We start from the raw sequence: 13,375 nt of genomic DNA, 5'->3' as shown, positions 1-13,375 counted from the left end.
GATGGCTCAGACCCTAGCGATGATGTCTCAATTCAATGGTCGTAAGCGCGTACGCAAATTTTTTGGTAAGATTCCTGAAGTGGCAGAGATGCCGAATCTTATTGAGGTTCAAAAAGCGTCATACGATCAGTTTCTCATGGTTGAGGAACCGAAAGGTGGACGACCAGATGAAGGTTTGCAGGCTGTTTTTAAATCGGTATTTCCTATTTCGGATTTTTCCGGTACAGCTATGCTCGAGTTTGTTGGTTATGAATTTGATTTACCAAAATTTGATGTTGAAGAATGCCGTCAGCGTGATTTGACTTATGCTGCACCATTAAAGGTGATATTGCGTTTAATCGTTTTTGATGTTGATGAGGATACTGGCTCAAAGGATATAAAAGATATTAAAGAGCAGGGCGTTTATATGGGCGACATGCCTTTAATGACGACGAATGGTACCTTTATTATTAACGGTACCGAGCGTGTTATTGTTTCGCAGATGCATCGTTCTCCAGGTGTCTTTTTTGATCATGATAAAGGAAAATCGCATTCATCAGGAAAATTTCTTTTTGCCGCTCGCGTTATTCCTTATCGTGGCTCTTGGCTCGATATTGAATTTGATGCTAAGGACATCATTTATGCGCGTATTGATCGGCGGCGTAAGATTCCTATTACGAGTCTTTTAATGGCGTTGGGCATGGATGCATCAGATATTTTATCCACGTTTTATAATAAAATTACTTATGAGCGAGATGGAGACGGATGGCGTATTCCTTATTCTGTTGATCATTTTAAAGGGATGAAGCTCGTTTCTGATCTTATAGATGCAGATAGCGGTGAAGTTGTTGCTGAGGCTGGTAAAAAGATAACGGTTCGTATTGCAAAATCTTTGGCAGAAAAAGGTCTCAAGGCGGTTAAGGTCAGTGAAGATGATTTATTAGGATGCTATTTAGCGGAAGATATAGTCAATTACCAAACAGGTGAGATTTATCTTGAAGCTGGTGATGAAATTGACGAAAAAATATTAAAGATTTTGTTTGACGTTAATGCGGATCAAATCGATATCCTTGATATTGATCACATGAATATTGGGGCATATATTCGTAATACTCTAAAAGCAGATAAAAATGAGAGCCGGCAGGATGCATTGTTTGATATTTATCGGGTAATGCGTCCAGGTGAGCCACCAACAATGGATACAGCAGAAGCTATGTTCCATTCGTTGTTTTTTGATCCGGAGCGCTATGATCTTTCGGCCGTTGGGCGTGTTAAGATGAATTTACGCATGGATCTTGATTGTTTAGATACGGTTCGCGTTTTGCGTCAAGAAGATATTCTTGCTGTTGTTAAGATGTTAGTTGAGTTGCGTGATGGTCGTGGTGAGATTGATGATATTGATAATCTTGGTAATCGTCGTGTTCGTTCGGTTGGAGAATTGATGGAAAATCAGTATCGCATTGGTTTACTCCGTATGGAGCGTGCGATAAAAGAGCGGATGTCATCGGTTGAAATTGATACAGTCATGCCACAGGACTTGATAAACGCAAAACCTGCGGCAGCAGCGGTTCGCGAATTTTTTGGATCTTCACAATTATCGCAGTTTATGGATCAAACCAATCCATTATCAGAGATTACCCATAAGCGCCGTCTTTCTGCTCTTGGTCCAGGTGGTTTGACTCGTGAACGTGCGGGTTTTGAAGTTCGTGACGTACATCCTACGCATTATGGTCGTATTTGTCCGATTGAAACGCCAGAAGGTCCTAATATTGGACTGATTAATTCCTTGGCAACATTTGCACGGGTTAACAAGTATGGTTTTATTGAAAGTCCATATCGCAAAATCATTGATGGTAAGGTGACAACAGAAGTTATTTATTTATCTGCTATGGAGGAATCAAAACATTATGTAGCTCAAGCCAATTCTTCATTGGATGCTGAAGGACGCTTTACAGAAGAATTTGTTGTTTGTCGTCATGCAGGTGAAGTTTTGATGGCGCCGCGCGATCATGTAGATTTGATGGATGTTTCACCAAAACAGTTGGTTTCGGTAGCAGCAGCTCTTATTCCATTTTTGGAAAATGATGATGCGAATCGCGCGTTGATGGGATCGAACATGCAGCGTCAAGCGGTTCCGCTTGTACGCGCTGAAGCGCCATTTGTTGGTACAGGAATGGAATCGATAGTTGCTCGTGATTCAGGTGCAGCGGTTAGTGCAAAGCGTGGTGGTATTGTTGATCAAGTTGATGCAACCCGTATTGTTATCCGTGCAACAGAAGACTTAGATCCTTCAAAATCTGGTGTTGATATTTACCGTTTACAGAAATTTCAGCGTTCCAATCAGTCTACTTGTATTAATCAGCGTCCTCTTGTGCATGTTGGCGATCGGATCGAGAAGGGTGATATTATTGCAGATGGTCCGTCTACAGATCTTGGTGATTTAGCGCTTGGTCGGAATGTTCTTGTGGCTTTTATGCCTTGGAATGGATATAATTACGAAGATTCCATTTTGTTATCCGAGCGTATTGTTGCCGATGATGTTTTTACCTCGATTCATATTGAGGAATTTGAAGTTGCAGCACGTGATACAAAGCTTGGTCCTGAAGAAATTACGCGCGATATTCCTAATGTTGCAGAAGAAGCGTTGAGGAATCTTGATGAGGCTGGTATCATCTATATTGGTGCTGAAGTTCAACCTGGTGATATTCTGGTTGGCAAGATTACACCAAAAGGTGAAAGTCCTATGACGCCGGAAGAAAAGCTTCTGCGTGCAATTTTTGGAGAAAAGGCTTCAGATGTTCGTGATACTTCTATGCGAATGCCTCCTGGGACTTTTGGAACTGTTGTTGAGGTCCGTGTTTTTAATCGTCATGGTGTGGAAAAAGATGAACGTGCGATGGCAATTGAACGTGAGGAAATTGAGCGTTTAGCTAAAGATCGTGATGATGAACAATCTATTCTTGATCGTAACGTTTATGCGCGCCTTGCTGATATGTTGATAGGTAAAGTTGCTATAGAAGGTCCAAAAGGTTTTTCGAACAGTAAGAAGCTTGACAATACGATAATAGGTCATTATCCACGCTCACAATGGTGGCAATTCGCTGTTGAAGATGAGAAGCTTCAGAGTGAAATTGAAGCTTTGCGCAAGCAATATGATGAATCAAAAGAAGCATTACAACGCCGCTTTATGGATAAAGTTGAGAAGGTTCAAAGAGGCGATGAAATGCCTCCTGGTGTCATGAAAATGGTGAAGGTTTTTGTTGCTGTGAAACGCAAAATTCAACCAGGTGACAAAATGGCGGGGCGTCATGGTAATAAAGGAGTTGTATCACGTATTCTTCCAGTGGAGGATATGCCATTCCTTGAAGATGGAACTCATGTTGATATTGTATTGAATCCGCTTGGTGTGCCTAGTCGTATGAATGTTGGACAAATTCTTGAGACACATCTTGGTTGGGCATGTGCTGGTATGGGCAAGAAGATTGGCGATTTGGTAGAGTTATATCAAGAAACTGGGGATATACTTCCTTTGCGTCAACGCATTGAGAATCTTATGCCTGATAATAATCATAATGAATCAGTACGTCAGTATGATAATGAAAGTCTTTACAAATTGGCGCTGCAGATGAGGAAAGGTGTTTCAATTGCAACGCCTGTTTTTGATGGAGCGCATGAAGCTGATATCAACATGATGTTGGAAGATGCAGACTTAGATAGCTCAGGGCAGGTTACGCTTTATGATGGTCGTACTGGAGAGCCTTTTGATCGTCCGGTGACAGTGGGCTACATTTACATGTTGAAATTGCATCACCTAGTTGATGATAAGATTCATGCGCGTTCGATTGGACCATATTCTCTTGTTACGCAGCAGCCATTAGGTGGTAAGGCACAATTTGGTGGTCAGCGTTTTGGTGAAATGGAGGTTTGGGCACTTGAAGCTTACGGTGCAGCATACACTTTGCAAGAGATGCTGACAGTGAAATCAGATGATGTAGCTGGTCGAACAAAAGTTTACGAGGCAATTGTGCGCGGTGATGATACATTTGAGGCGGGGATACCAGAAAGCTTTAATGTTTTAGTAAAAGAAATGCGTTCACTGGCTCTTAATGTAGAACTTGATGATGCGCGTGAACTTATTGCGCAACGCGCGTTATCTGATACAGCAAAACAATAATTCAGGGAGCGCGCGAAAAGAGTGCGCTCTTATTGTCTTGGAAGGCTAAATAAAGAAACTTCTATTAAGGTAACGCAGATAGTTTAAAAAGTAGAAATAGATTTTAAATTAAGATCTGTGATAAAATTAAAGAGATATTACAATAGGTTCTAAGAATCTTTGAAGGAGAACGGCATGAACCACGAGGTCATGAATCTTTTCAATCCTCAAGCGCCAGCGCAGACATTTGACTCTATTCGTATTTCCATTGCGAGTCCTGAGAAGATTTTGTCTTGGTCATACGGTGAGATCAAGAAGCCTGAGACTATTAATTATCGGACTTTTAAGCCAGAGCGTGATGGTCTTTTTTGTGCACGTATATTTGGCCCTATTAAGGACTATGAGTGTCTATGCGGTAAATATAAACGCATGAAATATAAAGGTATTATCTGTGAAAAATGTGGTGTAGAGGTTACTCTTTCGCGCGTACGTCGTGAGCGTATGGGGCATATTGAACTTGCAGCGCCCGTTGCTCACATTTGGTTTCTTAAATCGTTACCAGGTCGTATTTCCACACTTTTAGATTTAACTTTGAAAGATATTGAACGGGTTCTTTATTTTGAAAATTACATTGTAACGGAACCAGGATTGACATCTCTTAAGCTGCATCAGCTTCTTTCGGAAGAAGAATATATGCTTGCTATTGATGAATTCGGAGAAGATCAGTTTACAGCCATGATTGGTGCGGAGGCTATTTACGAGCTTCTAGCGAGCATGGAGTTAGAGAAAATCGCGAATGATTTGCGCACCGAATTAGCTGAAACGACTTCAGAGTTAAAACAGAAAAAGCTGATAAAACGGCTTAAAATCGTTGAAAATTTCCTTGAATCTGGCAATAAACCAGAATGGATGATTATGAAGACGATTCCAGTTATTCCACCAGATCTACGTCCATTGGTACCACTCGATGGTGGACGTTTTGCAACATCGGATCTGAACGATCTTTATAGGCGCGTTATAAATCGTAATAACCGTCTGAAACGTCTGATTGAATTGCGTGCTCCTGGAATTATTGTGCGCAATGAGAAACGTATGGTGCAGGAAGCTGTTGATGCATTGTTCGATAACGGTCGGCGTGGGCGTGTGATTACCGGAGCAAATAAGCGTCCGCTCAAATCTCTTTCGGATATGCTAAAAGGTAAACAAGGACGTTTCCGTCAAAACTTACTTGGAAAGCGTGTTGATTATTCTGGGCGTTCTGTTATCGTGACGGGTCCAGAGCTAAAATTGCATCAATGTGGTCTTCCCAAAAAAATGGCTCTTGAATTATTTAAACCATTTATTTATGCGCGGCTTGATGCGAAAGGGTATTCATCCACTGTAAAACAGGCAAAGAAACTTGTTGAAAAAGAGCATCCGGAAGTTTGGGATATCTTGGATGAGGTTATTCGTGAACATCCTGTTTTGCTTAATCGTGCTCCGACACTACACCGTTTGGGAATTCAGGCTTTTGAACCTATACTGATTGAAGGGAAAGCTATACAGCTTCATCCATTGGTGTGTACTGCTTTTAATGCGGATTTTGATGGTGATCAAATGGCGGTTCACGTTCCGCTTTCTCTTGAAGCACAACTTGAAGCCCGCGTTTTGATGATGTCAACTAATAATATTCTTCATCCAGCCAATGGTGCACCAATTATTGTTCCATCACAAGATATGGTTCTTGGTCTTTACTATCTTTCGATTGTTTCTGAAAAAGAACCGGGTGAAGGAATGGCTTTCTCCGATATAGGTGAACTCCACCACGCCTTGGAAAATAAGGTTATAACTCTTCATACGAAGATAAAAGGCCGTGTTAAAAATATGGGCAAGGATGGGAACTGTGCTCCTAAGCTTTATGATACAACACCCGGTCGTTTAATTATCGGGGAACTTTTGCCAAAAAATCCAAATATCTCGTTTGATATTGTCAATCAAGAAATGACGAAAAAGAATATTTCTAAAATGATTGATCAGGTTTATCGGCACTGTGGACAAAAAGAGACAGTTATTTTCTGTGATCGTATTATGCAACTTGGCTTTTCGTATGCTTGTCGTGCAGGAATTTCATTCGGTAAGGACGATATGGTTATCCCCGATAGCAAATCGCGTTTGGTTGCAGAAACCGAAGCTTTGGCTAAAGAATATGAACAGCAATATAATGATGGTCTAATTACGCAAGGTGAAAAATATAACAAGGTCGTAGATGCTTGGGGTAAATGTACGGATCGCGTTGCGGATGAAATGATGAAACGTATTCAGGCTGTTGAATTTGATCCCAAAACGGGTCGTCAACGACCAATGAACTCAATCTATATGATGTCGCATTCTGGTGCACGCGGTTCTGCTAACCAAATGAAGCAGTTGGCTGGCATGCGTGGATTAATGGCAAAGCCATCGGGTGAGATTATTGAAACACCAATTATTTCAAACTTTAAGGAAGGTCTAACCGTTAACGAGTATTTCAACTCAACCCATGGGGCACGTAAAGGTCTTGCTGATACGGCGTTAAAAACAGCCAATTCTGGTTATCTAACACGGCGTCTTGTTGACGTTGCACAGGATGCTATTATTTCAGCAGTTGATTGCGGTACTGCAAAAGGACTTACTATGCAGCCGATTGTTGATGCAGGACAAATAGTTGCATCTCTTGGGCAAAGAATTCTTGGTCGTACAGCACTTGTTGATATTTTGCATCCAGTTTCTGGAGAAGTTATCCTTGAAGGTGGTGCGATGATTGAAGAGGCTGATGTTGCTAAGATTGAAGAAGCTGGAATTCAGTCTGTTCAAATCCGTTCTGCTTTGACATGTGAAACTCGCCTTGGTGTTTGTGCTAAATGCTATGGTCGTGATTTGGCACGTGGGACACCGGTTAATCAAGGTGAAGCAGTTGGTGTGATTGCCGCTCAATCAATTGGTGAACCGGGGACACAGCTTACTATGCGTACTTTCCACTTAGGAGGAACGGCACAGGTTGTTGATTCATCTCATTTAGAAGCCTCTTATGAAGGTACGGTGGAGATTCGTAATCGCAATGTGGTTCGCAATTCTGAAGGTCATTTGGTTGTTATGGGGCGTAATGTAGCTATTCTTATCAAGGATGAGTCCGGAAAAGAGCGCGTGGTGCATCGTGTTAGCTATGGTGCGCATATTTTTGTTGATGATGGTGACGTAGTTAAATGTGGACAACGTATAGCGGAATGGGATCCCTATACACGTCCAGTTTTAACTGAAGTTGAGGGCTATGTAGGCTTTGAAGATATGATAGATGGTTTATCAGTTACTGAAACAGCTGATGAATCTACGGGGATTACGAAGCGGTTGGTGATTGATTGGCGTGCTAATCCGCGTGGGGCTGATTTAAAGCCAGCTATTATCATCCATGCAGATAAAAAAGGTGAAACCATTGCCAAATTGTATAAGGGAGGTGAAGCCCGTTATATGATGTCAGTGGAAACCATTCTTTCGGTTGAACCTGGTTCTCATGTTAAGGCAGGTGATGTTATTGCTCGCTTGCCAATGGAGAGTGCTAAGACAAAAGATATTACAGGTGGACTACCGCGTGTGGCTGAGCTTTTTGAAGCACGGCGTCCGAAGGATCATGCTATTATTGCTGAAATCAGTGGTACAATTCGATTTGGTCGTGGTTATAAGAATAAGCGTCGTATTATTATTGAACCAAATGATGAAACTCTTGAAGCAGTAGAATATTTGATTCCAAAGGGTAAGTTGTTTCACTTTCAAGAAGGCGACCAAATTGAAAAAGGAGATTATATCCTTGATGGTAATCCAGCTCCTCATGATATCTTAGCGATTAAGGGGGTTGAGGCTTTGGCGTCTTACCTTGTTAATGAAATTCAAGAAGTTTATCGTTTGCAGGGTGTTTTGATTAATGACAAGCACATCGAAGTAATTGTTCGCCAGATGTTGCAAAAAGTTGAAATTACTGAATCTGGAGATTCTGGCTATATTCCAGGAGATAATGTTGATCGTATTGAACTTGATGAAATAAATGATAATTTGATTGCAGAAGGGAAGAGACCAGCATCTGGTACTCCTATTCTTCTTGGAATTACGAAGGCTTCTCTGCAAACACCCTCTTTTATTTCAGCGGCATCGTTTCAGGAAACAACAAGGGTTCTTACTGAGGCAGCAGTTTCTGGTAAAATTGATACTTTGCAAGGACTTAAGGAGAATGTTATTGTCGGTCGTCTTATTCCTGCAGGTACGGGTGGTACTATTGCTCAAATCCGTCGTATTGCTGCAGTTCGTGATGATTTGATTGTAGATGAGCGGCGTAAGTCTAGCAATAATGAGATGGCTAAGGCTATGTTGATGAATATGACAACTGAAGCAGTTGTTGAGTGATTCGAATGCATTCTAAAAAAAAGAGATACAAAAGCGCCCGAAGGTATAATTAGGGCGTTTTTTAGATCTCAAAATGTAGAAGTTACGTGTTTTCTGATAAATAGGGCTGTAAAAATTATAGGATTATTACCGTTTCAAGCATCCTTAGTAGCTTGTTGTTGTTTTCTTATAATGATATTTATCTTTTTTGCTGCTTCATTTATAAAGTTTCTTATTTCTGTGTCAGATAGAAAGTTTATTTCCAAAACATTTAAAGTCGAAGAGCGCATAGGATAATGCCGCTATGTGTTGAGGAAAACGGGTATATTATCTGAAAACAAGGTAACTACTTATTTTGAATATTCCCAGAATTTTTTTTGGAATTGATATCTTCTATAAAGAATGCTTGCATGACGAGTAAACTCTGTATTTCTTTATTAAAAGTTTCAGGAAAGAAAAGAATAAAATGCTAACTAAAATTTTATAAAAACAGAATGATAAAATGTACGGATATTATTCAATTAGTGAATTGACTCGCGAATTTTCAATAACTGCTCGGACTTTGCGTTATTATGAAGAAGAAGGGCTTCTGGTACCCTTCCGGCGTGGGGGGATGCGGTTTTATACGCAAACAGATCGTCATAAATTAAAACAAATATTACGTGCGAAAAGAGTTAAATTTTCGTTGTCTGAAATATCTGATATGTTGATTATGGTTGGAAAGCCACCTGATGATGAGAAAAAGCTTAAAGAATTAATTGCAGGGATTAATAAAAAACGGGCAGATTTACAGCAGATGCAACGTGATATTGATGATCTTTTACATGACCTAGAACACATCGAGGAAACTTTTTTTGAGAGTTTAGCCGAATTGGGAGTTAATCGTTGATTTTAAAGTTTATTGCATTCATTCCTAATGGCTTCTTCTCCATTAAAAAGAGATAAGCTGTATTGCTTTCTAATAGCAGTCATTAATTGAGTATTCAATATACAAGTTGTATAGAAGAAATAGGTTGGATGAAAAGGATTGTAGAGGTGTTTTCAAACATCTTGGCTTTGAATATGAAAACAACGATATTTAAGTTCACTTTTCAAAAGAGAAAGTAAAAACAATGACAGAGGGCTCTACTGTTGATATTTTCCAATCTATTCTGTCACGTAAGTCAATTCGAGCTTTTACTAATCAACCAGTTTCACAGGAAACGATCAAAGAAATCTTAAAATTTGCATCACGTGCACCATCTGGAACAAATCTCCAACCGTGGCAAGTAATTGTTCTTACAGGGAATGTATTACAGCAAGTAGGACAAGAACTCTCACAACTCGTACTCTCCGGTGTAAAAGGAGAGCGTAAATTTCATTATTATCCACGTCAATGGCGTGAGCCTTATCTTTCAAGGCGCCGAAAAATTGGTTTGGATCTTTACAAGAGTCTTGGAATTCAAAAAGATGAACAGGAAAAAATACTTCACCAAAAGGCGCGGAATTTTTCATTTTTTGGTGCACCTATTGGACTTTTGTTTACAATGGATCACGATATGGAAATGGGGAGTTGGCTTGATTTGGGCATGTTTATGCAGACCATTATGTTAGCAGCACGTGGGTTTGGATTAGATACGTGTCCTCAAGCTGCTTTTGCTGATTATCATAAACAAATTCGTACCCTTTTATCTGTGCCTTCTGATCGGCAAATTATTTGTGGTATGGCACTTGGCTATCGCGATACGCATGCTCCAGAAAACAATTTTGAGACTGAACGCGAACCAATTGAGAACTTTGTACGTTTTATTTAAATATCCATAGAATGTTTTATACTATTGAATATAAAATTTTAGAGCTTGATGAAAAATATTTTAGTGAGAATTTTTCATTCTTATTGGATTTTTATATTGCATATTAACACTTATTTTACTACGCTGACGCATCAAGACAGTGAGAAGAAATTATTGTCAGTTTCAAAGGTTAGCTATGGAAAGTGCTGTAGAAAGAAAATGTTGGTTGGTAGCAAGACGAGCGACCTTCATATTTATTGCTGTCATCTTTTTAGCTTATCTCACAATTTGATTTTAAATGAGACAAGTGTGGTAAAAGATCGTATACTCAAGCCATATGTAGTTTTAAGGTGATGAGTGTTTTTATCTGTTTTTGAACTTTTTAAAATTGGTATTGGCCCTTCTAGCTCACATACAATGGGGCCGATGACTGCGGCTAATATGTTTTTGCAGGAAATTTTTGTACGAAATTTTTCTCAGTCTTCTAGTGCTGAAGTTTCTCGTATACGTGTTTATCTTCATGGTTCTTTGGCTTTCACAGGAATTGGTCATGCTACAGATAGAGCTGTTATATTAGGGCTTTTGGGAGAAAAAGCTTCTACGGTTGATCCTGATTCTATGGGATTCCTGTTAGAAAAGGTTGCACGTGAAAAAAAAGTGCAACCAGAAGGCCATCCTGCTTACCAGTTTGATTTGCAAAGTGATCTTATTTTTGAACGAGAGAGAGTCCTTCCTGGACATGCTAATGGGCTTGTGTTTGAAGGAATTGATGCTGATGGAGATGTTCTTTTGCGACAGATTTATTATTCTATCGGCGGTGGTTTTGTTGTGACTGAGGATGAATTAAGCCATATGCATGGAAATATACAACAAGAAACCCTTGAGGTGCCATATCCCTTTGATTCGGCACGTAAAATGTTATCAATGGCAGAAAAGTCAGGACTTTCAATTGCTGAAATGAAGCGTCTAAACGAAGAGACGAAGATGGAGCGTTCTGTCCTTGATACAGGGCTAGATGAGATTTTTTCAGCTATGACAAATTGTATTGATAGAGGTCTTTCAAAAGAGGGTGAGTTGCCAGGTGGGTTGCATGTTCCAAGGCGTGCTAAAAAATTACATGATAAGCTTTTGGAAAATCGAAGGAAAAATCGCAATCATCCACTTTGGGCAAACGATTGGCTTTCTGTATATGCCATAGCCGTGAATGAGGAAAATGCCGCTGGTGGTCGTGTTGTTACAGCACCGACGAATGGGGCTGCTGGTGTTGTACCCGCAGTTTTGCGTTATTATCTTCAATTTAATGATGGTTCAGATCGACAGGGGATACATAATTTTTTGCTGACAGCTGCAGCCATTGGTGGTGTCATTAAACACAATGCATCTATTTCTGGTGCAGAAGTTGGTTGTCAGGGTGAAGTTGGAACGGCATCTTCAATGGCAGCAGCAGGACTGACAGCAGCATTAGGTGGTACACCCGCTCAAATTGAAAATGCTGCAGAGATTGCGCTTGAGCATCATTTAGGGATGACATGTGATCCGGTTGCAGGTCTTGTGCAGGTTCCTTGTATTGAGCGCAACGCGATGGGAGCCGTTAAGGCGGTGACAGCTTCTTCTCTTGCTTTACATGGTGATGGGGATCATTTTGTTTCTCTTGATGCTTGTATAGAAACAATGCGTCAGACAGGGCATGATATGAGTGAATGCTATAAAGAAACAAGTAAAGCCGGCCTTGCAGTCAATGCAATATCTTGTTAAAGTGTGCAGAAGTACTTAATCTAAGAATTTTTTACACATTGTTTATTGTTTGTGAAAGTACAAGCAGACACTCTCATTATATCTGTCAGCTCTCAGTATCGCCAACGGTTCTTGTAGTGAAATGCCTCATAAAGAGGTATGTTTCTAGTCTTTTCTTAATAAACGATTTTTATTGATTTACTTTAAAATAGATTAAAAATGAGAGGGTACTTCCATATTCGAGGCTCTTACTCAAGTGTTAAAACGATGAATTATATTTATAAAGATATATTGAATAAGAGTTAAGAAGTTGATATCTAAGTGTATATCATGATTTTTCGTATCATAGCAGACTATTTGATATTACAATATATTTCAGTTTCATTCACTATTGGCAAAAAACAGCAGAATCCATTCAATCGCAATGAGAGAGATGGGTTGGCGTGCGTGTAACAAATTGTGTGAGTGCAAAAGTAGTAATAACACGTGGACATTGGCAAATATAAGGATGGCGCTGGCCTTTGGGTGTATAAGCGCGAGTATGGAGGAGGAAAGTGGTTGTTGGATTATGGCGATTCGTGAGAGGTGGTGAGAAGTGGGGCTGGAGAGCTGTAAAGGGTTGTATCTTAAAATTGTTTTGTGTTTTTAAAAGAATACAAGTTAAAAAAAACGGTTTAGGTAATTGGTACAGAGTTTATGTTTCTTGGAAGGACTTATATGTTATTGAAGAAAATTTTTTTCATTGAATTGTTGTGATAGTATCTAACAAATTTAAAAAGCTTGCATCCATTGGGAGCCACTTTTTTCTTATGAAAGAATATCAAGGATAATTTGGGTATCAAATCCAAAAATAAGTAAACATTTGCTATTTTCTGGCACTCTAAGGGATGGTTTTATGGGAAAGTTGATCTGAGAGTTGGAGAGAAATTTACAGGCGCAATTCTTATAAATTAAAGGAAGAAGTACATCTTCTAAAGGGTTTTAGAGCTTGTAAGCAAGAAAATATTTTTTAACAAAATAATTCTTACGAAAATTACCTATATAACTAAACGTTTGTTGCACCTAGACGGATTTTAATCGGTACATTACCGGTTTTACTGGCAACGCGTAAATGAATGCGTACAGGCGGCATTGTGAGGCGACGATTTCGTGTTGTTTGGCAAATGAGAAGTTTTACAAGAGACTGCGTGTCTAATGTCGTGGGAGTATATTTTAAGCCAGCAAGTCTTGTTGCAGCATCGTGAAGAGAGCGCAATGAGAGGAAAAATGATTGCTTCAATAATTTTTCTTTTTCAGGGGATGAAGCAAGAGCATTATGTGTCATGATACTATCCTTACGCAGAATTCGAAA

At 39.7% G+C, this 13,375-nt stretch carries 6 protein-coding genes; 5 read left to right on the top strand and 1 reads right to left on the bottom strand.

The genetic code is table 11. The features are described from left to right. Position 1 precedes the first annotated feature (1 nt). The 5 genes from rpoB (at position 2) to MCO_RS00740 (ending at position 12,045) form a co-directional block, all read left to right on the top strand. Entirely contained in the window at positions 2-4,153 is a 4,152-nt protein-coding gene (gene rpoB / locus MCO_RS00760) for a DNA-directed RNA polymerase subunit beta (protein ID WP_007551983.1), read from the top strand. Positions 4,154-4,327: 174 nt separating this feature from the next. Next, positions 4,328-8,539 carry a DNA-directed RNA polymerase subunit beta' gene (gene rpoC, locus MCO_RS00755; RefSeq protein ID WP_007551981.1) on the top strand — a complete coding sequence of 1,404 codons (4,212 nt, stop codon included), beginning with the start codon at positions 4,328-4,330 and terminating at the stop codon, positions 8,537-8,539. A 481-nt stretch (positions 8,540-9,020) separates the two neighbouring features. Further along, on the top strand, positions 9,021-9,407 hold the full coding sequence (locus MCO_RS00750) for a MerR family DNA-binding transcriptional regulator (protein WP_007551980.1): 387 nt from the start codon (positions 9,021-9,023) through the stop codon (positions 9,405-9,407). Between the two features lie 223 nt (positions 9,408-9,630). Then, positions 9,631-10,311, top strand: a complete 681-nt coding sequence (locus tag MCO_RS00745; RefSeq protein WP_007551979.1) for a nitroreductase — start codon at positions 9,631-9,633, stop codon at positions 10,309-10,311. 336 nt (positions 10,312-10,647) lie between these two features. Beyond that, a complete protein-coding gene (locus MCO_RS00740) occupies positions 10,648-12,045 on the top strand; it encodes an L-serine ammonia-lyase (protein ID WP_007551978.1) in 1,398 nt (465 codons plus the stop codon). 1,024 nt (positions 12,046-13,069) lie between these two features. Here the strand turns inward: MCO_RS00740 and MCO_RS00730 are convergent. Continuing rightward, a complete protein-coding gene (locus tag MCO_RS00730) occupies positions 13,070-13,348 on the bottom strand; it encodes a hypothetical protein (protein ID WP_007551977.1) in 279 nt (92 codons plus the stop codon). Positions 13,349-13,375: the final 27 nt, after the last annotated feature.

Origin of the sequence: Bartonella sp. DB5-6 (assembly GCF_000278115.1) — a bacterium.
GTDB lineage: Bacteria > Pseudomonadota > Alphaproteobacteria > Rhizobiales > Rhizobiaceae > Bartonella > Bartonella refiksaydamii.
Note: the sequence above shows the minus strand (reverse complement) of the source record. Positions and strands in the feature narration are given on the sequence as shown.

Excerpts from the sequence above, each read along its gene's own strand:
- rpoB (WP_007551983.1), top strand. The coding sequence starts at position 2 with ATGGCTCAGACCCTAGCGATGATGTCTCAATTCAATGGTCGTAAGCGC.
- rpoC (WP_007551981.1), top strand. The coding sequence starts at position 4,328 with ATGAACCACGAGGTCATGAATCTTTTCAATCCTCAAGCGCCAGCGCAG.
- MCO_RS00750 (WP_007551980.1), top strand. The coding sequence starts at position 9,021 with ATGTACGGATATTATTCAATTAGTGAATTGACTCGCGAATTTTCAATA.
- MCO_RS00745 (WP_007551979.1), top strand. The coding sequence starts at position 9,631 with ATGACAGAGGGCTCTACTGTTGATATTTTCCAATCTATTCTGTCACGT.
- MCO_RS00730 (WP_007551977.1), bottom strand. The coding sequence starts at position 13,348 with ATGACACATAATGCTCTTGCTTCATCCCCTGAAAAAGAAAAATTATTG.